This is a genomic window from Pseudomonas inefficax (genome assembly GCF_900277125.1).
GTDB classification, from domain to species: domain Bacteria; phylum Pseudomonadota; class Gammaproteobacteria; order Pseudomonadales; family Pseudomonadaceae; genus Aquipseudomonas; species Aquipseudomonas inefficax.
Window position 1 is genome coordinate 110,028 of the sequence record NZ_OPYN01000063.1, and the last position, 18,483, is coordinate 128,510.

Annotated in this window: 16 protein-coding genes; 10 read left to right on the plus strand and 6 right to left on the minus strand. The window is 62.7% G+C overall.

Annotated features, from left to right (window positions below; all coding sequences use genetic code 11):
- The first annotated feature begins 48 nt into the window (after positions 1-48).
- Positions 49-1,341, plus strand: a complete 1,293-nt coding sequence (locus tag JV551A3_RS06945; RefSeq protein WP_235874549.1) for a carbohydrate porin — start codon at positions 49-51, stop codon at positions 1,339-1,341.
- Positions 1,342-1,469: 128 nt separating this feature from the next.
- Complete coding sequence (locus tag JV551A3_RS06950) at positions 1,470-2,324, plus strand: D-hexose-6-phosphate mutarotase (protein WP_133970358.1); 855 nt, start codon at positions 1,470-1,472, stop codon at positions 2,322-2,324.
- Here the strand turns inward: JV551A3_RS06950 and hexR are convergent.
- Complete coding sequence (gene hexR / locus JV551A3_RS06955; RefSeq protein ID WP_172830949.1) at positions 2,317-3,180, minus strand: DNA-binding transcriptional regulator HexR; 864 nt, start codon at positions 3,178-3,180, stop codon at positions 2,317-2,319. The genes JV551A3_RS06950 and hexR overlap by 8 nt on opposite strands.
- Positions 3,181-3,391: 211 nt before the next feature.
- Between hexR and zwf the strand changes: the two genes are divergently transcribed.
- The 4 genes from zwf to JV551A3_RS06975 all read left to right on the plus strand — a co-directional run bounded on the left by zwf (position 3,392) and on the right by JV551A3_RS06975 (position 7,158).
- A complete protein-coding gene (gene zwf / locus JV551A3_RS06960) occupies positions 3,392-4,861 on the plus strand; it encodes a glucose-6-phosphate dehydrogenase (RefSeq protein WP_133970357.1) in 1,470 nt (489 codons plus the stop codon).
- On the plus strand, positions 4,848-5,561 hold the full coding sequence (gene pgl / locus JV551A3_RS06965) for a 6-phosphogluconolactonase (RefSeq protein WP_133970356.1): 714 nt from the start codon (positions 4,848-4,850) through the stop codon (positions 5,559-5,561). The genes zwf and pgl overlap by 14 nt, the downstream gene beginning before the upstream one ends.
- A gap of 17 nt (positions 5,562-5,578) precedes the next feature.
- Positions 5,579-6,259, plus strand: coding sequence for a bifunctional 4-hydroxy-2-oxoglutarate aldolase/2-dehydro-3-deoxy-phosphogluconate aldolase (locus tag JV551A3_RS06970; RefSeq protein ID WP_133970355.1), 681 nt, complete (start codon positions 5,579-5,581; stop codon positions 6,257-6,259).
- 161 nt (positions 6,260-6,420) lie between these two features.
- Entirely contained in the window at positions 6,421-7,158 is a 738-nt protein-coding gene (locus JV551A3_RS06975; protein ID WP_133970354.1) for a monalysin family beta-barrel pore-forming toxin, read from the plus strand.
- Between the two features lie 82 nt (positions 7,159-7,240).
- Here the strand turns inward: JV551A3_RS06975 and leuA are convergent, their stop codons facing one another.
- The 4 genes from leuA to JV551A3_RS06995 all read right to left on the minus strand — a co-directional run bounded on the left by leuA (position 7,241) and on the right by JV551A3_RS06995 (position 12,760).
- Positions 7,241-8,914 (minus strand): 2-isopropylmalate synthase, encoded by a 1,674-nt coding sequence (leuA, locus tag JV551A3_RS06980; RefSeq protein ID WP_112250867.1) that lies wholly within the window; start codon positions 8,912-8,914, stop codon positions 7,241-7,243.
- A gap of 424 nt (positions 8,915-9,338) precedes the next feature.
- Positions 9,339-10,166 (minus strand): M23 family metallopeptidase, encoded by an 828-nt coding sequence (locus JV551A3_RS06985; protein ID WP_133970353.1) that lies wholly within the window; start codon positions 10,164-10,166, stop codon positions 9,339-9,341.
- Between the two features lie 3 nt (positions 10,167-10,169).
- The gene (xseA, locus tag JV551A3_RS06990) at positions 10,170-11,549 is read right to left on the minus strand and encodes an exodeoxyribonuclease VII large subunit (RefSeq protein WP_133970352.1); all 1,380 of its coding nucleotides are present in this window, start codon (positions 11,547-11,549) and stop codon (positions 10,170-10,172) included.
- Positions 11,550-11,881: 332 nt separating this feature from the next.
- Positions 11,882-12,760 carry a LysR family transcriptional regulator gene (locus tag JV551A3_RS06995; protein WP_133970351.1) on the minus strand — a complete coding sequence of 293 codons (879 nt, stop codon included), beginning with the start codon at positions 12,758-12,760 and terminating at the stop codon, positions 11,882-11,884.
- A 97-nt stretch (positions 12,761-12,857) separates the two neighbouring features.
- On the opposite strand from JV551A3_RS06995, the gene JV551A3_RS07000 reads away from it, so the two are divergent.
- The 4 genes from JV551A3_RS07000 to guaA all read left to right on the plus strand — a co-directional run bounded on the left by JV551A3_RS07000 (position 12,858) and on the right by guaA (position 17,434).
- Positions 12,858-13,613, plus strand: a complete 756-nt coding sequence (locus JV551A3_RS07000; RefSeq protein WP_133970350.1) for a sulfite exporter TauE/SafE family protein — start codon at positions 12,858-12,860, stop codon at positions 13,611-13,613.
- A gap of 51 nt (positions 13,614-13,664) precedes the next feature.
- The gene (locus JV551A3_RS07005) at positions 13,665-14,222 is read left to right on the plus strand and encodes a sugar ABC transporter ATPase (RefSeq protein ID WP_133970349.1); all 558 of its coding nucleotides are present in this window, start codon (positions 13,665-13,667) and stop codon (positions 14,220-14,222) included.
- 86 nt (positions 14,223-14,308) lie between these two features.
- On the plus strand, positions 14,309-15,778 hold the full coding sequence (gene guaB, locus JV551A3_RS07010) for an IMP dehydrogenase (RefSeq protein WP_013971138.1): 1,470 nt from the start codon (positions 14,309-14,311) through the stop codon (positions 15,776-15,778).
- 78 nt (positions 15,779-15,856) lie between these two features.
- Entirely contained in the window at positions 15,857-17,434 is a 1,578-nt protein-coding gene (guaA, locus tag JV551A3_RS07015; protein ID WP_133970348.1) for a glutamine-hydrolyzing GMP synthase, read from the plus strand.
- A 64-nt stretch (positions 17,435-17,498) separates the two neighbouring features.
- On the opposite strand, the gene JV551A3_RS07020 is transcribed toward guaA, so the two are convergent.
- On the minus strand, positions 17,499-18,443 hold the full coding sequence (locus JV551A3_RS07020; RefSeq protein ID WP_133970347.1) for a helix-turn-helix transcriptional regulator: 945 nt from the start codon (positions 18,441-18,443) through the stop codon (positions 17,499-17,501).
- Positions 18,444-18,483: the final 40 nt, after the last annotated feature.

Below are 18,483 nucleotides of genomic sequence, written 5' to 3' on the forward strand. Positions count from 1 at the left end.
AAACGCATCAGGACATTAGGTTCGCTCGCCTTGCTCGCACCACTGGCGATGGCCGCTGGCAGCGGCACGCAGGCTGCCGAGGCCTTTTCCAGCGAATCGAAGTGGATGACCGGCGACTGGGGAGGCACACGCACCGAGCTGCTGGAAAAGGGCTATGACTTCACCCTCGATTATGTCGGGGAGGTTGCCGGTAACCTGCACGGTGGTTACAACGACGACAAGACCGCGCGCTACAGCGACCAGTTCGCCCTCGGCGCGCATCTGGACTTGCAGAAAATCTTCGGCTGGCACGATGCCGAGTTCAAGCTGGCGATCACCGAGCGCAGCGGCCGCAACCTGTCCAACGATCGCATCAGCGATCCGCGTGCCGGGCAGTTCAGCTCGGTGCAGGAAGTGTGGGGCCGCGGCCAGACCTGGCGTCTGACCCAGATGTGGGTCAAGCAGAAGTACTTCGACGGTGCACTGGACGTGAAATTCGGCCGCTTCGGCGAGGGCGAGGACTTCAACAGCTTCCCCTGCGACTTCCAGAACCTGGCCTTCTGCGGCTCGCAGGTGGGCAACTGGGTCGGCGGTATCTGGTACAACTGGCCGGTCAGCCAGTGGGCGCTGCGGGTGAAATACAACATCACCCCGGAATTCTTCGTTCAGGTAGGTGCCTTCGAGCAGAACCCTTCCAACCTGGAAACCGGCAACGGCTTCAAGCTCAGTGGCAGCGGCACCAAAGGCGCTATCCTGCCGGTGGAGGCGGTGTGGTCACCCAAGGTCAACGGCCTGCCGGGCGAATACCGCCTGGGTTACTACTACAGCACGGCCAAGGCCGACGATGTGTTCGATGACGTCAACGGCAACCCGCAGGCGCTGACGGGCGAGGCCTTCAAGTCGCACTCCAGCAAGCATGGCTGGTGGGTGGTGGCACAGCAGCAGGTCACTGCCCATGGCGGCGACGTAAACCGTGGCCTGAGCCTGTTCGCCAACTTCACCGTGCACGACAAGGCCACCAACGTGGTCGATAACTACCAGCAGGTTGGCCTGGTCTACAAAGGCGCCTTCGACGCCCGGCCCAAGGACGATATCGGCTTCGGCGTGGCGCGCATTCATGTGAATGACGATGTGAAGAAGCGCGCCGAACTGCTCAACGCCCAGAGCGGCATCAGCGATTACGACAACCCAGGCTTCGTACCACTGCAGCGTACCGAGTACAACGCCGAGCTCTACTACGGCTTCCACGTTACCAACTGGCTGACCGTGCGGCCCAACCTGCAATACATCAAGAGCCCCGGCGGGGTGGATGAGGTGGATAACGCGCTGGTCGCAGGCTTGAAGATTCAGTCGTCATTCTGAGAGCAATTGTTGTAAATTTACGCCAATCCATTTTCGGTCCTATTCCGATATTCGGCACCCACTGCCTTGCGGTGGGTGTCGGGGATAGGTCGAGACAGCGCTATCTCAAACAACAAGAGCTCTGAACCATGCCCGAACATCCGCTCCATCGCTTCTTCACCTCGCAGCGGCCCCGGCCGACATTCGAGTGGGAGCGTTACCAGCAGCGCGATGTGCTGATCATCGACCATCCCCGTTGCCAGGCGGTTTTCAGCCGTCAGGGTGCCCAATTGCTGCATTTTCAACCGGAGGGTGAACGGCCCTGGCTGTGGTGCGCCGAGCAGTGGCCGCAGGTTGGGGCGATCCGCGGTGGTGTGCCGGTGTGCTGGCCATGGTATGGCCGCCACCCCAGCGAGGACTTGTGGCCGGCCCATGGCTGGGCGCGCCTGCTCGACTGGAAGCTGGTGGACAGCCGCGAGGACGAAGAGGGCGTAACCCTGAAATGGCGGCTGGACCTATGCGACTGGCAGGTCGACCTGCACGCCCGGCTGGGTAGCCGCATGGAACTGAGCCTGAGCACCGAGCACCAGGACAGCGAACCCTGCCAGCTGAGCCATGCCCTGCTGGCCTACTGGCGCATCAGTGACGTGTCCGAGATAGCGCTGTCCGGGCTCGAGGATATCGAAGGCTACGACCGCCTGAACCGTCAGGCCTGCCGTGAGGATGGCGCGCTGAAGCTCAAGGGCGGCTGCCAGAAGGTCTACCCCGGTACGCCGCGGGTGCAACTGCAGGACCCGGCCTGGCAGCGCGAGCTGTGCATCGATACCGGCGACAGCGACGACACGGTGGTCTGGCACCCGGGCAATCGCCCGCTGATGGGCGTGACCGGGCGTGAATGCCAACGCTTCGTCTGCGTCGAGGCTGCTAGCGGCGGTGGCGAGGGCCTGAGCCTGGCGCCGGGGCAGCGTGCCCACCTGCGCCTGCAGGCGCACCGGCTCAGTTGAGCTCGTCGTCCTCGATCGGGTAGCGGCTGGCGTTGAGGCTTTCCTTGATCTTGCGCAGGTGCGGCTGGAAGTCCACGCCGCGGCGCAGGGTCATGCCGGTGGCCAGCACATCGAGCACGGTCAGCTGGATGATCCGCGAGGTCATCGGCATGTAGATGTCGGTGTCTTCGGGCAGCGGAATGTGCAGGCTCAGGCTGCAGGCATTGGCCAGTGGCGAACCGGCGGCGGTCAGGCCCAGCACCGAGGCGCCGTTCTCGCGGGCCAGGCGGGCCACATCGACCAGTTCGCGGGTGCGCCCGGTGTAGGAGATGATCACGAACAGGTCGCCGGTGTGCGCCACCGAGGCCAGCATGCGCTGCATCAGTACATCGGCGTGGGCCGATACTGCCAGGTTGAAGCGGAAGAACTTGTGCTGTGCGTCCAGCGCCACCGGGGCCGAGGCGCCCAGGCCGAAGAAGTGGATCTGCCGGGCCTGGATCATCATGTCCACGGCACGGCTGACCTGCTGCGGGTCGAGCTGCTGGCAGGCGCTGTCGAGCGAGGCGATGGCACTGGCGAAGATCTTCTGGGTGTAGGCTGCCGGGTCATCGTCGGCCTCTACTGCGCGGCTGACATAGGCAGCACCGCTGGCCAGGCTCTGCGCCAGCTGCAGCTTGAGCTCGGGGTAGCCGCTGACGCCGAACGAGCGGCAGAAACGGTTGACGGTCGGTTCGCTGACCTTGGCCGCCTGGGCCAGCGCAGCGATGCTGAAACGGGTGGCTTGTTGCGGGTTGAGCAGGATGACTTCGGCGACTTTGCGTTCGGCCTTGTTCAGCTCGTCGAGGCGGCCCTGGATCTGTTCCAGGAGGTTTCGCACGCGGTCCATGGGTGTGTCCTTGGGTCGGGAAGACAGCCGGCTGTGGGAGCAGCAGGCTTTTTGCACGGTCGTCTATCGTACTGTCGGCGCGGTTGGCGTACCACTTGTCTGTAACACTTGTGTGTAATGTTGTGGTTTTTACTACATTATCCCTTGAAAACCGTATGTGAAAGCGGTATTCCTAGACCAACTTTAGGAAAGAACCAACATCATGGCTGCAATCAGTGTCGAACCTTGCACCTTTGCCCTGTTTGGCGCCCTCGGCGATCTGGCATTGCGCAAGCTGTTTCCTGCGCTTTACCAGCTCGACCGGGCCAACTTGTTGCACCCGGACACCCGCCTGCTGGCGCTGGCCCGCGAGGCAGGTAGCGCGCAGGGCCACCTGGACAGCATCGAAGCGCACCTGCGCCGGCATGTACCCGAGGCCGATATCGAGCCCGCCGCGCTGGGCCGTTTCCTTGCCAGGCTGAGCTACCAGCACCTGGACTTCCTCCAGCCCGAGGGCTACCAGGCCCTGGCCGAGCAGTTGCCTGGCGAGCTGCCGCTGATTGCCTACTTCGCCACCGCTGCGGCGGTGTACGGGGCCATCTGCGAAAACCTCGACAAGGCCGGGCTGGCCGCACGCACCCGTGTGGTGCTGGAGAAGCCCATCGGCCACGACCTGGAGTCGTCGCGCCGGGTCAACGATGCCGTGGCACGGTTCTTCCCGGAGGGCCGGGTCTACCGCATCGACCACTACCTGGGCAAGGAAACGGTGCAGAACCTGATCGCCCTGCGTTTCGCCAACAGCCTGTTCGAAACCCAGTGGAACCAGAATTCCATCTCCCATGTGGAGATCACCGTCGCCGAGAAGGTCGGTATCGAAGGCCGCTGGGGCTACTTCGACAAGGCCGGCCAGCTGCGCGACATGATCCAGAACCACCTGCTGCAGCTGCTGTGCCTGATCGCCATGGACCCGCCCAGCGAACTGTCGGCCGATGCCATCCGTGACGAGAAGGTCAAGGTACTCAAGGCCCTGGCACCGATCACCGGTGAGGGGCTGAGCACTCGTGTGGTGCGCGGGCAGTACATCGCCGGCTACAGCGATGGCAAGCCGGTGCCCGGTTACCTGGAAGAAGACAACGCCAACGCCCAGAGCGACACCGAAACCTTCGTCGCCCTGCGTGCCGACATCCGCAACTGGCGCTGGTCGGGGGTGCCGTTCTACCTGCGTACCGGCAAGCGCATGCCGCAGAAGCTGTCGCAGATCGTCATCCACTTCAAGGAAACCCCGCACTACATCTTCGCCCCGGAACAGCGTTTGCAGATCGGTAACAAGCTGATCATCCGCCTGCAACCGGACGAGGGCATCTCTCTGCGGGTGATGACCAAGGAGCAGGGCCTGGACAAAGGCATGCAACTGCGCAGCGGCCCGTTGCAGCTGAATTTCTCCGATACCTGGCGCAGTGCAAGGATTCCGGATGCCTACGAGCGGCTGTTGCTCGAAGTGATGCGCGGCAACCAGAACCTGTTCGTGCGCAAGGACGAAATCGAGTATGCCTGGAAGTGGTGCGACCAACTCATCGCCGGTTGGCGTAACGCGGGCGATGCACCCAAGCCATACGCGGCAGGCTCCTGGGGGCCGATGAGCTCGATTGCACTGATCACACGCGATGGGAGGGCGTGGTATGGGGATATCTGAACTGCAACTGCCAGCGGTTGTGAAGGTACACGAGCTGGCGGATGCCAAGGCTTTGGCCGCAGCCCAGGCCCATGACGTGGCCGAGCGCCTGCGTGCAGCCATTGCCGCCAAGGGCCAGGCCTGCGTGGTGCTATCGGGCGGTCGCAGCCCGGTACCTTTCCTCGAGAAACTGGCCGGCGAAAACCTCGACTGGGACAAAGTCACCGTCAGCCTGGCCGATGAGCGCTGGGTGCCTGTCGAGCACGCCGACAGCAACGCCGGCCTGCTGGCCCGTCATCTGTTCAAGGGTACGGCGGCCAAGGCCCGCTTCGTTGGCCTGTATCAGCAGGCGGAAAACCTCGATGCCGCTGCGGACAAGGCCGACCAGGCCCTGGCCGGGCTGCCGCCGATCGACGTACTGGTGCTGGGCATGGGAGATGATGGCCATACCGCCTCGCTGTTCCCCGCCAGCCCCAACCTGGAAGCAGGCCTCGACCTGGCCAACCCACGCCGCTGCCTGCCTTTGCTGGCACCGAGCGTGCCGCGCCAACGCCTGTCGATGACCCGCTCGCTGCTGGCCAGCTCTGCCTTTACCGCGCTGTCCGTACAAGGGCAGGGCAAACTCGCTACCCTGCGCGCCGCGCTGGCTGGCAACGACCTTACCGAAATGCCGATTCGCGCTTTTCTTCACGCCCCCCTGGACATCTACTGGTGCCCATGAGCCAAGGATCCACAGTCATGACCACCCTCGAACGCCCACAGCCCAAGCTCTCGATGGCCGACAAAGCCGCACGGATCGACGCCATTTGCGAAAAGGCGCGCATCCTGCCGGTGATCACCATCGCCCGCGAGGAAGACATCTTGCCGCTGGCTGACGCCTTGGCCGCCGGCGGTATCCGTACCCTGGAAGTGACCTTGCGCTCGCAGCACGGCCTTAAGGCCATCCAGGTGTTGCGCGAGCAGCGCCCGGAGCTTTGTGTCGGTGCCGGCACTGTGCTCGATCGCGACATGTTCGCCGCGGTTGAAGCTGCGGGTGCGCAATTCGTCGTTACCCCCGGCATTACCCAGGACATTCTCGAAGCCGGTGTGGACAGCCAGATCCCGCTGCTGCCAGGCATCAGCACGCCGTCCGAAATCATGATGGGCTACGCCCTGGGCTACCGCCGCTTCAAGCTGTTCCCGGCGGAAATCAGTGGCGGCGTTGCGGCGATCAAGGCTTTCGGTGGCCCGTTCGGCGATATCCGTTTCTGCCCTACGGGCGGTGTGAACCCGGCCAACGTGCGCAACTACATGGCGCTGCCCAATGTAATGTGCGTGGGTGGCACCTGGATGCTCGATAGCAGCTGGATCAAGAACGGCGATTGGGCGCGAATCGAAGCGTGCAGTGCGGAGGCGATGGCGCTGCTGGACGCCAACTGAATTTGTTGTGTGCTTTACGGCTTGTGGGGCGCTTGGTCGGCGCCCCTTTTTTTTGCGTTGGTAAAGCGGGTGCTAACAAGGAACCGCTTCAGGCTTCGTTGCAAAATCTGGTGCTCCTAAAGTTGGCGATGTCAGTAAACCGTCAATGCCAGGAGTGTGCAGTGAATATAATCGATAAAAAAGTTGTTGAGCAGATTAGCTATATGCCAGAGAAACGCGGTAGTTACGAAATTGATAACTATTTGCTCGGCGAAACCGGGAAGTCGCTTAAACCCGGCTGCTGGGTACGAGGCGCGACCATATATGGGGACATGTGGATCTGGAACCAGAACTGGGGAACCTACAGCCTACCGGTGTTTGCCTACCTTGAACATATGCAGACGGTTCGTATACCAAGCGCGACCAAATACACTCACGCCGTTGAGGTTACGGAAGGGTTCAGCTCATCTGTTACCCAAACTTCAGAGGTCGAGCTGTCTGTAGGCGGCGGATTCGTGGCGCTAGGCGCTGGAGGTGTGAAGCTCTCCAGCAGTTATACCGAAGGCATTCATGGATCGAACAAACGTATGGAGTCATTTGAGATTCAGGGGCCGGGGATTTATAACTTCTATCAAATGCACATGGTTTTTGCGCACAAGGCTACATCTGCAGGCCATCTGAATGAGCTGTTCCGGTATTCCCAAGTGGCCACGCATGAAAGCGGGCGGGAGGATTTGTGTTTCCTCACCTCTATAGCAACTGACACTGTCGTTCCGGTCCCGGTCGATTCGTCGATAACGCCACTGGGTTGGCATGAGATCCAAAGGGCTGTGCTGATGAACAATTACAAGGCTTCGGACAATAGTGGCCAGTGGCTGTTCCATTATAGCGCATACCATCGGCCTGGTTCGCGCTATTGATTGTTGCCCTGTCCGAAGGGGCAGCATCGACCAATAAAAAATCCCGCATCACAGGATCCGGGATTTTTTATTGTAGTTTGGCTCAGGCCGCTTTTGCTTCTTGCTGGCTCAGCGAGCGGTTCAGCGCGCTGAACAGCGCCTTGAAGCTGGCCGTGGTGATGTTTTCATCGATGCCCACGCCATGCACCGGGCGGCCACCGGCCACGCGCAGTTCGATGTAGGCCGCAGCCTTGGCATTAGTACCTGCACCAATGGCGTGCTCGTTGTAGTCCATGATTTCTACCGCAATTGGCAGGCCGGCAACCAGTGCTTCCAGTGCGCCGTTGCCCTTGCCGCGCCAGTGCAGGGTGGTTTCGCCTTCACCGGCGACTTCCACTTCCACGGCACTGTGGCCGTTCTCTTCCTGCAGGCGGTGGCTGACCAGCGCGTAAGGGGCGTTGGCCTGGAGGTATTCCTTGTGCAACAGGCTGTAGATCTGCTGAGCGGTCATTTCCAGGCCCAGGCGGTCGGTTTCACCCTGTACCACCTGGCTAAATTCGATCTGCATGCGGCGTGGCAGGCTGATGCCGTATTCCTGTTCGAGCAGGTAGGTGATACCGCCTTTGCCCGACTGGCTGTTGACGCGGATCACTGCCTCGTAGCTGCGACCAATGTCGGCCGGGTCGATCGGCAAGTAAGGGACTTCCCACAGTTCGCCTTCCTGCTGCTTGGCGAAGCCTTTGCGGATGGCATCCTGGTGCGAGCCGGAGAACGCGGTGTGAACCAGGTCGCCCACGTATGGGTGGCGTGGGTGCACCGGCAGCTGGTTGCACTCTTCGACTACCTTGCGCACGCCGTCGATGTCGGAAAAGTCCAGCAGCGGGTCGATGCCCTGGGTGTAGAGGTTCAATGCCAGGGTCACCAGGTCGACGTTACCGGTACGCTCGCCGTTGCCGAACAGGCAGCCTTCAGCGCGATCGGCACCGGCCATCAGGCCCAGTTCGGTGGCGGCAATGCCGGTGCCACGGTCGTTGTGGCAGTGCAGGCTGATGATCACGCTGTCGCGACGGCTGACATTACGGCAGAACCACTCGATCTGGTCGGCGTAGATGTTCGGGGTGGACACTTCCACGGTGGCCGGCAGGTTGAGGATGATCTTGTGCTCGGGGGTCGGGTTCCACACCTCGATCACCGCATCGCAGACTTCCTTGGCGAACTCCATCTCGGTGGCGCTGAAGGTTTCCGGCGAGTATTGGAAGGTCCACTGGGTTTCAGGCTGTTGGGCGGCGTACTTGACGAACAGCTTGGCTGCGTTCACCGCGATGTCCTTCACGCCTTGCTTGTCCTGGTTGAAGACGATGCGGCGGAACGACGGGCTGGTGGCGTTGTACAGGTGGACGATGGCCTTCTTCGCCCCGCGCAGCGACTCGAAGGTGCGGGCGATGAGGTCTTCACGGGCCTGGGTGAGCACCTGGATGGTGGTGTCGTCCGGGATGTGGCCGTCTTCGATCAGCATGCGCACGAAGTCGAAATCGGTCTGCGAGGCGGACGGGAACGAGGCTTCGATTTCCTTTACGCCAACCTGCACCAGGGTCTTCCAGAAACGCAGCTTCTTCTCCGAATCCATTGGCTCGATCAGCGACTGGTTGCCATCACGCAGGTCGGAACTGCACCAGATTGGCGCGGCAGTGATGGTCTTCGACGGCCAGGTACGGTCAGGCAGGTCGATGGTCGGGAAAGCGCGGTATTTCTTCGAAGGGTCTTTGAGCATGGTCATGGAAGCAATCCTTTTGTGTGCGGCCGAGATCGGGCCTGCCGGGCGATAACGAGATGTAAAGGCGAGGCGACGCGATTCAGCCTGGTAGTCGGGCGCTGACCAGGCAGAGGCTGCGATGTTGTCGGAGCAGGATGAGGGTGCTGAAGGTTTTCATGCTTTCAACCCTAACCAGTGGGGTGGGGGATGGCAAGCGTTCAGAAAAAATTGAGAGGAATGCTTAAAAAATGCCGATAGGCGAGATTTTATGGCTCTATTTTATTTGAGGGTTCTTTATTTTTGCGCGGTATTTTTCGATGGCGCAACACAGTTGAACTGATGTCGACTGTGCTGGCCCTTTCGCGGGTAAACCCGCTCCCACAGGTGCAGCGCTATCCCTGTGGGAGCGGGTTTACCCGCGAAAGGGCCAGCACTGCCAACGCAAATCTCAGGGCTGGAACGCCCCAATGAAAATCGCCGGATCCACCCGCGCATCATTCAGGCTGACGTTCCAGTGCATGTGCGGCCCGGTAGCCCGCCCGGTCGAGCCCACACGCCCGACCACTTCGCCCCGGCGCAGCTGCTGCCCAACCTGCACATCGATCTTCGACATATGGCAGAACATGCTGATGAAGCCCTGCCCATGGTCGACGAACACCGTGCGGCCATTGAAGAAATAATCGCCCACCAGTATCACCTTGCCATTGGCCGGGGTCTTGATCGGCGTGCCTGCCGGCACCGCGAAATCCAGCCCGGCATGTGGGTTGCGCTCTTCGCCATTGAAGAAGCGGCGCACGCCGAACTTGCTCGACAGCGGGCCGCTGACTGGCTTGTCGAGGATCAGGTTGCTGGGCAGGGTCGGGCTGAAGCTGCGGTAAGCCTTTATCTGCTCGGCCAGCTCACGGTCGATGCGCTTGAGGTCGGCCGGGTTCGGGTTGACCTGGCGGGTGTTCTTCAGGGTGATGCGCTGCTCGGGGTACTTTTTATTACCTACGCTGAAAGGCAGGGTACGGCCGCCCTGGCTCAGCACCGCAGTGCCGGGCTTTTGGGTCAGCGGGATGCCGACGATGGCCAGCCAGTTTTCCTGCTCCTTCACCACCAGCACCGGTTTGCCGTCGAAGCGGGCGCTGGGCGCGCTGGCTGCGGGGCCAAGGTCGACCACCGCCACGCCGCCGGGTACCGGCTTGTTCAGCGTGCGGGTGATGTAGCTGGCCTGGGCGCCACCGGCCAATAACAGGAGGGAAAGGGCAAGCAGGGGCGCGAGCAGGCGGGGCATGTGTCAGTCCAGAAGTGAGAGGGTGACCGGGGTCAGGTGGTTGTCTTCGACCCGCACCAACAGCTCGCCTTCGTTCAGGCGGGCAGTCAGGCGCTGGCCGTTGCGGGTCTGTTCGGCGCTGCGGATGGCCTGGCCCTGTTCGTCCAGCAGGATGCTGTAGCCGCGGGCGAGGGTGGCCAGCGGGCTGACCACCTGCAGCGTCTGCAACTGGGCCTGGAAGCGCTGGCGACGGTCCTTCAGCACTTCGCGCATGGCCCGTGGCAGGCGCTCGGCCAGGCTTTCCAGGCGTTGGCCCAGCAGTTTCAGAGTGCGCCCCGGATGCTGCGCGGCCAAGCGAGTATCCAGGCGTGCCAGCAACTGATGGCGCTGGTTGAGGTTGAGCATGAATGCACGGCGCAGGCGCATGTCCAGGTCGTCCAGGCGCTGGGCCTGCTGGCGCAGGCGCTCGCCCGGATGGCGCAGGCGTCGGGTCAGCGACTCCAGGCGCAGGCGGTCGTGGGTCAGGCGGTTCTGCATGCGCAGCAACAGGCGCCGTTGCAGGCCATCCAGGCGTTGCTGCAGGCCACTGTTGTCGGGGGCCAGCAGTTCGGCAGCGGCAGAAGGGGTGGGGGCGCGCACGTCGGCGACGAAGTCGCTGATCGATACATCGGTCTCATGGCCCACAGCGCTGACAATCGGCGTGACACAAGCTGCCACGGCCCTCGCCACGGCTTCTTCGTTGAAGCACCACAGGTCTTCCAGCGAGCCGCCGCCCCGGGCCAGGATCAGCGCATCGAACCCGAGGCTGTCGGCCAGGCGGATGGCGCGCACGATCTGGGCAATGGCTTCGCGGCCCTGTACTGCGGTGGGGACCAGGTTCAGTTCCACCTGCGGGGCACGGCGACCGAACACACTGATGATGTCGCGGATCACCGCACCAGTGGGTGAGGTAATGATGCCGATGCGCTGCGGGTGGGCCGGCAGCGGCCGCTTGCGTTCGGCGCTGAACAGCCCCTCGGCACCGAGCTTCTCCTTCAATGCCTCGAAGGCCAGGCGCAGGGCGCCGTCGCCGGCCGGCTCGACGGTGTCGAGAATCAGCTGGTAATCACCACGCCCCTCGAACAGCGAAACCTTGCCGCGTACCCGTACCGCCAGGCCATCGCGAAGGGCCTGGCGCACCCGGTTGGCGTTCTGCCGGAACAGCGCGCAGCGCACCTGTGCGCCGCTGTCCTTCAGGGTGAAGTACATGTGGCCGGACGCAGGGCGGGCGAGGTTGGATATCTCGCCTTCTACCCACACGCTGCGGAACACATCTTCCAGCAGCACACGGGCGCGGCCGTTGAGTTGGCTGACGGTAAGGACCTCGCGGTCCAGGCCGAGTCGTTCGAAAGGGTCTCTGATCATGGCGGGCATCATAAAGGACATCGGCCCCGGTTGTCTGTCCTGGCCCCATCGCCGGCAAGCCAGCTCCCACAGGGACATCATAAGGCCCAGCCAAAGCGATACCTGTGGGAGCAACTGTCTTGAATATCTCTTCAAGCCAGCACTGGCCCTTGTAGGAGCGGCCTTGTGTCGCGATAGGCCGCGCAGCGGCCCCGGCAATCTTTGCTGCGAAGCTGAAAACCTGGGGCCGCTTCGCGCCCCATCGCGACACAAGGCCGCTCCTACAGGTATTTGCGCATGGCTTGAGACCGGTGTGGTCGAGGTGGGAACCGGCTTGCCGGCGATGGGATCCTTCAGGCCTGCATCGCCGTCACGAACTGGCGCACCATCGAACCTGCATCACGCCTGCAGGCCATCGCTACAGTACTTTCACCCCCACCTTCCAGCGCCACGAAGCTGACTGAGGCTGGCGCAATCTCGCGCATGCATTCCGGCAACAACGCTACTCCAAAACCGGCCTGAATCAGCTGCAACTGGGTGGTCTTGCGCGACAGCACCTGCGCCGCGCGCGGGAAAAAGCCCGCCTCCATGCACATCGAGGCCGACAGGTAGCTCAGTCCGCCACGGTCCCGGTGCGGAATGGAAATGAAGCGCTCTTCCCGCAGCTGTTCCAGTCTCACCTGTGGCGCGCTGGCCAAGGGATGACCGGCGGCGACCGCCAGCAGCAGGGGTTCGCTGAACAGTTCATGCAGCAGCACCCCTTCATGCTGGCGCAGCACCGGCAAGCGCAACAGGCCGATATCCAGCCGCCCGGCAGCGATATCCTCCAGCTGCGCCTCCGACGACTGCTGCGCAATCTCCAGCGCAATCCCCGGGTTGCCCTGCAGGTAGCCGCCCAGGCGAGCCAGCAACGGGCCAGTCAGCGGCACGGTACTGGAGTGGTTCAGGCGCAGGCTGCCTTGCAACCCTTCGCCAATATCGCGGGTCACACGTTCCGCCTGCGCCAGGTCGGCCAGCAAGCGCCGCGCCCGTTCCAGCAAAGCCTGGCCGGCCAGGGTCAGGCGTGGCAGGCGCGCGGTGCGCTCGAACAGTGGCGTACCCAGTTGCTGCTCCAACTCCTTGATCTGCCGGCTCAGCGCCGACTGTGCGATATACAGTCGCTCGGCGGCAGCGCTGAAGCTGCCGCATTCGGCGATTTCCACGAAGTAACGCAACTGGCGGATCGACGTCATGTCATGCCTTTTCGAGATGAGTGTGGCGATAAAGGCATATTAGTCGGCATGGCTCATGGCTGGCTAACCTTTGCCTGTCTTCCGAGGAATCGTTGCCATGCTCGCCCAACTATCGTTTTCCGGCCTTGACTGGCTACCCATCCTGCTTGGTGTAGGGGTTGCCTACATCGTCTTCGGTATCGCCGGTTTCGGCACCGCGCTGGTGGCCGGCCCAGTGCTGATCCACTTCATGCCGCTGTCGCGGATCATTCCGCTGCTGGTGCTGCTGGACTTCGTCGCAGCCTTCGGCAACCTGTTGCCCTCGCGCCGCGATGTCGTGCGCGGCGAACTGCTGCGGCTACTGCCGTTCATGGCCATTGGCTGCACGCTGGGTGTGGTATTCCTGCTGCAGCTGAAGTCCGACGTGTTGCTGCTGCTGATGGGCCTGTTCGTCACGGCCTATGCGCTGTACGGGCTGGCGGTGAAGGTGCGGCCGGCCAGCCTGTCCGGTTTCTGGGCAATGCCCATGGGTACGGCAGGCGGGCTGTTCGGTGCCTTGTTCGGCAGCGGCGGCTTCCTTTATGCGCTGTACTTGAGTGCACGGCTGGAGGCCAAGGAGCAGGTTCGCGCCACCCAGAGCGCGCTGATCAGTTGCAGTACCTTGGTGCGCCTGACGCTGTTCCTGATCGCTGGCGTCTATGCCGACCCAAGCCTGCTGCTACTCGCCGCCTGCCTGTTGCCGGTCATGCTTGTCGGCCTCTGGGCAGGGCGCAGGCTTACCCATCGGCTGTCCCGCGAAGCCTTCGTGCGCCTGGTCACGTGGCTGGTGCTGGCCAGCGGCCTGGCGTTGATCGGTCGCTATCTCAGCGCCTGAGCAGGCGGTAGAATTGCGCCATTACCGCAGTTTTTCAGGCTTGTCCCGTTCATGAACACCCAGAGCATCATCGTTCCCAAGCTGTCTACCGTCCCGGTGCACGAAGCCCGTGCCCGCGCCATCCTGCGCTGGCTGGTGCGCGAGAAAGTGGTCGAGGAACAGCTGACCACCTGTGGTCGCGCCGGCAACCGCATGGGCCATGCCCTGGCCGAGGGTGCCCGCAAAGTAGCCCTGCACCCGCAAAAACTGCCCTTCGGCGAGCAGGTCAACGGCCTGGAAGTGATGCTCAAACGCTGCATCTATACCCCTACCGAAGGTTTCCTCGAAGAGGCCGGTTGCCCTGAGTGCCGGCGCGAGGTGGGCGAGCCGCTGTTCGAAAGCCTGGAAGAATGGATGCCGGCGGTGAGCGACAACTTCACCTGCCCGTTGTGCGGCTTCGAAGATGACATCAATGGCTTCATTTACCTGCAGCCATGTGCCTTTTCCAACCTGGGGTTCATCTTCAACAACTGGGGCGAGGCCGGGTTTACCCAGGCCTTTCTCGACAGCTTCGCCGACTGGCTCGACCAGCCGGTGGCCGTGGTACAGGTAAAACTGCCACAAGGCTGACCGAAGGCCCTTATTTTGCATTGAGCGGCGCGCCGTGCATGAGTATAATGGCGCGCTTCCATTTTTCCCGCCCGGGAGCCCCCGCGATGCTGCGTATCAGCCAAGAAGCCCTGACCTTCGACGATATCCTCCTTGTACCTGGCTATTCCGAGGTACTGCCCAATGAAGTCAGTCTCAAGACCCGTTTGACCCGCGGCATCGAGCTGAACATTCCGCTGGTTTCCGCTGCCATGGATACCGTGACCGAAGCGCGCCTGGCCATTGCCATGGCCCAGGAAGGCGGCATCGGCATCATCCACAAGAACATGACCATCGAACAGCAGGCCAGCGAAGTGCGCAAGGTCAAGAAGTTCGAGGCTGGCGTGGTCAAGGACCCGATCACCATCGACGCCGACGCCACCGTGCGCGACCTGTTCGACCTGACCCGCCTGAACAACATCTCCGGCGTACCGGTGCTGGCGAACGGCGACCTGGTCGGCATCGTCACTTCCCGTGACGTGCGCTTCGAAAGCCGCCTGGATGCCAAGGTCCGCGACGTGATGACCCCGAAAGAGCGTCTGGTCACCGTCCGCGAAGGCGCCGACAAGAACGAAGTCCGCGAGCTGCTGCACAAGCACCGCCTGGAAAAAGTCCTGATCGTCGACGACAAGTTCAACCTCAAGGGCATGATGACCGTCAAGGACATCGAAAAGGCCAAGGCCTACCCGCTGGCCAGCAAGGACGACCAGGGTCGTCTGCGCGTCGGCGCCGCGGTCGGCACCGGCAAGGACACCGGCGAGCGCGTTGCCGCCCTGGTGGCTGCTGGTGTTGACGTGGTTGTGGTCGACACCGCCCACGGTCACTCCAAAGGTGTGATCGACCGCGTTCGCTGGGTCAAGGAAACCTACCCGCAAGTGCAGGTGATCGGCGGCAACATCGCCACCGGCGCTGCCGCCAAGGCGCTGGCCGAAGCTGGCGCTGACGCGGTCAAGGTCGGTATCGGCCCAGGCTCGATCTGCACCACCCGTATCGTTGCCGGTGTCGGCGTGCCGCAAATCAGCGCCATCGCCAACGTTGCCGCTGCGCTGGAAGGCACTGGCGTGCCGCTGATCGCCGACGGCGGCATCCGCTTCTCGGGTGACCTGTCCAAGGCCATCGTCGCCGGTGCTTCCTGCGTGATGATGGGTTCGATGTTCGCCGGTACCGAAGAGGCACCGGGTGAAGTCGAACTGTTCCAGGGCCGTTCCTACAAGGCCTACCGTGGCATGGGCTCGCTGGGTGCCATGGCACAGGCGCAAGGCTCGTCCGACCGCTACTTCCAGGACTCCTCGGCCGGTGCCGAGAAGCTGGTACCGGAAGGCATCGAAGGCCGTGTTCCCTACAAGGGCGCGCTGGCCGCGATCATCCACCAGCTGATGGGCGGCCTGCGTTCGTCCATGGGCTACACCGGCAGCGCAACCATCGAAGAGATGCGCACCAAGCCGGAATTCGTGCGCATCACCGGTGCCGGCATGGCCGAGTCCCACGTGCATGACGTGCAGATCACCAAAGAAGCCCCTAACTACCGCGTAGGCTGAGGCTTCTAGCAATACAAGCATGCGGGGCTGTCGTGACAGCCCCGCGTCGTTTCCGATTTCCACTGACGAGATTGAGTCATGGCCCTCGACATTCACGCTCACCGCATCCTGATCCTCGATTTCGGTTCCCAGTACACCCAGCTGATCGCCCGCCGCGTGCGCGAAATCGGCGTGTACTGCGAGCTGCATCCGTTCGACATGGACGATGAAGCGATCCGCGAATTCAACCCGCGCGGCATCATCCTCGCCGGCGGCCCCGAGTCGGTCCACGAAGCCAACAGCCCACGCGCCCCGCAGGCGGTGTTCGACCTGAACGTACCAGTGCTGGGCATCTGCTACGGCATGCAGACCATGGCCGAGCAGATGGGCGGCAAGGTCGAAGGTTCCGACCTGCGTGAATTCGGTTATGCCCGCGTGGACGTGGTCGGCAAGAGCCGCCTGCTCGACGGCATCGAAGACCACATCGACGCTGACGGCGTACTGGGCCTGGACGTGTGGATGAGCCACGGCGACAAGGTTACCCAGATGCCGGGCAACTTCCACGTGCTGGCCAGCACCCCGAGCTGCCCGATCGCCGGCATGTTCGACGACGCGCGCGGCTACTACGGCGTGCAGTTCCACCCCGAAGTGACCCACACCAAGCAGGGCGGTCGCATCCTGTCCCGCTTCGTGCAGGAAATCTGCGGTTGTGAAGCCCTGTGGACTCCGTCCAACATCGTCGAAGACGCCATCGCCCAGGTGCGTGAGCAGGTCGGTTCGGCCAACGTCCTGCTGGGCCTGTCCGGCGGCGTCGACAGCTCGGTTGTTGCCGCGCTGCTGCACCGCGCCATCGGCGACCAGCTGACCTGCGTATTCGTCGACAACGGCCTGCTGCGCCTGCACGAAGGCGACCAGGTGATGGCCATGTTCAAGGAGAACATGGGCGTCAAGGTAATCCGCGCCGACGCCGAGAAGCAGTTCCTCGACAACCTGGCCGGCGAAGCCGACCCGGAGAAGAAGCGCAAGATCATCGGCCGCACCTTCATCGACGTGTTCGATGCCGAAGCCAGCAAGCTGGAAAGCATCCAGTTCCTCGCCCAAGGCACCATCTACCCGGACGTGATCGAGTCGGCTGGCGCCAAGAGCGGCAAGGCCCACGTGATCAAGTCGCACCACAACGTCGGTGGCCTGCCGGAGGAAATGAACCTCAAACTGGTCGAGCCACTGCGTGAGCTGTTCAAGGACGAAGTACGCAAGATCGGCCTGGAGCTGGGCCTGCCGTACGACATGGTCTACCGCCACCCATTCCCGGGCCCGGGCCTGGGCGTGCGCATCCTTGGTGAAGTGAAGAAGGAATACGCCGACATCCTGCGTCGCGCCGACCACATCTTCATCGAAGAGCTGCGCAAGGCCGACTGGTACCACAAGACCAGCCAGGCATTCGTGGTGTTCCAGCCGGTCAAGTCGGTCGGCGTCGTTGGCGATGGCCGTCGCTACGCCTGGGTCGTGGCCCTGCGCGCCGTCGAGACCGTGGACTTCATGACCGCACGTTGGGCGCACCTGCCGTACGAGCTGCTGGAAACCGTCAGCGGCCGTATCATCAACGAAATCGACGGTATCTCGCGCGTTACCTACGACGTGTCGAGCAAGCCGCCGGCGACCATCGAGTGGGAATGATCCCACCTAGCGGTTGATGAAACGGGCCTGCATTGCAGGCCCGTTTTTTTTATCCGGTAAAACCCTATTCGGCCCCGGGAGAACGCCCGAAATACGCCTTGTAGGCATGGCAGAAATTGGCAGGGTTGGCGTAACCGACCTGATAGGCAACCTGCGAGACCTGCCAGCGACGTTCCAGCAGCAGGGCGCGGGCCAGTTCCATTCTCTGTTGCCGCACATACTGCAGGAGCGACCGGCCGTACTCATGGCTGAATGCGCGGCGCAAGGTGGTCTCGCTCACCCCCAGCTGGCGAGCAAGGGTTGCAGCAGTGGGCGGGGCATTCAGGTTTGCATCAAGCTGGCGACGCGTTTCAATGGCCAAATCGCGGTGCCCCCGGTCCTGGGGCTTTTCGGCCGGCCTGTGGCCGATCAGGTGGCTGGCCAGTTCCAGCACGATGGCCAGGCTCAGGCTTTCGCAATGCAGGCGCCTGAGCGCGCCCGTGTAGGGCGATAGATACAGCTGCTGGAACAGGCGGCTTATCGTTGGCCACTGCGGCAACTGGTCGAAGCGCATGCCATCGGCGGCAAGGGCCAGCAGCGGCATCAGCTGCGCATCGTCCCGGGCCAGCTCGTGCAGGTAATCGCCGGCAATACGCACCCCGGCCATGCGGGCGTGACTGTTGGCGGGCAATTGGTCCTGCGCCTCCAGGCTTTCACCAAGGCCCAGCATGTGCAACTGACCAGGGGCATAGCTGTTGAGCTTTCCGTCCACCGTGTGCTGCCACGCCCCGTCGAACACCTGCACGATGCACAGGCTTTGCTGCAGCACCTTGTCGATCCTCAGCGGCTCCGGAAATTGCAGGTTGCAATCGAAGTACTGCAACCCGCCGTGTACCGTCTGCGCCCGATAGTGGCCGGTCGCGCTCCCCATCACTCGCGCGCTGCTTGCGTCCAGTACGCCGGCCTCGGCGAGTGACCCGGGGCTATCGAATGAAAAAGCGGTATCGAGGTAGGGGCTGATAGATCGCATGTGCGCTAGGCATCCTTGGCAGCGGGCGGCATGGCCGGAA

What these genes read in the sequence shown, in the direction of transcription:
- xseA (WP_133970352.1), bottom strand. Translation starts at nt 11,549, where the DNA reads ATGATCAGAGACCCTTTCGAACGACTCGGCCTGGACCGCGAGGTCCTT.
- JV551A3_RS06995 (WP_133970351.1), bottom strand. Translation starts at nt 12,760, where the DNA reads ATGACGTCGATCCGCCAGTTGCGTTACTTCGTGGAAATCGCCGAATGC.
- JV551A3_RS07005 (WP_133970349.1), top strand. Translation starts at nt 13,665, where the DNA reads ATGAACACCCAGAGCATCATCGTTCCCAAGCTGTCTACCGTCCCGGTG.
- guaA (WP_133970348.1), top strand. Translation starts at nt 15,857, where the DNA reads ATGGCCCTCGACATTCACGCTCACCGCATCCTGATCCTCGATTTCGGT.
- JV551A3_RS07000 (WP_133970350.1), top strand. Translation starts at nt 12,858, where the DNA reads ATGCTCGCCCAACTATCGTTTTCCGGCCTTGACTGGCTACCCATCCTG.
- JV551A3_RS06950 (WP_133970358.1), top strand. Translation starts at nt 1,470, where the DNA reads ATGCCCGAACATCCGCTCCATCGCTTCTTCACCTCGCAGCGGCCCCGG.
- pgl (WP_133970356.1), top strand. Translation starts at nt 4,848, where the DNA reads ATGGGGATATCTGAACTGCAACTGCCAGCGGTTGTGAAGGTACACGAG.
- leuA (WP_112250867.1), bottom strand. Translation starts at nt 8,914, where the DNA reads ATGACCATGCTCAAAGACCCTTCGAAGAAATACCGCGCTTTCCCGACC.
- JV551A3_RS06985 (WP_133970353.1), bottom strand. Translation starts at nt 10,166, where the DNA reads ATGCCCCGCCTGCTCGCGCCCCTGCTTGCCCTTTCCCTCCTGTTATTG.
- guaB (WP_013971138.1), top strand. Translation starts at nt 14,309, where the DNA reads ATGCTGCGTATCAGCCAAGAAGCCCTGACCTTCGACGATATCCTCCTT.
- JV551A3_RS06970 (WP_133970355.1), top strand. Translation starts at nt 5,579, where the DNA reads ATGACCACCCTCGAACGCCCACAGCCCAAGCTCTCGATGGCCGACAAA.
- JV551A3_RS06945 (WP_235874549.1), top strand. Translation starts at nt 49, where the DNA reads ATGGCCGCTGGCAGCGGCACGCAGGCTGCCGAGGCCTTTTCCAGCGAA.
- zwf (WP_133970357.1), top strand. Translation starts at nt 3,392, where the DNA reads ATGGCTGCAATCAGTGTCGAACCTTGCACCTTTGCCCTGTTTGGCGCC.
- JV551A3_RS07020 (WP_133970347.1), bottom strand. Translation starts at nt 18,443, where the DNA reads ATGCGATCTATCAGCCCCTACCTCGATACCGCTTTTTCATTCGATAGC.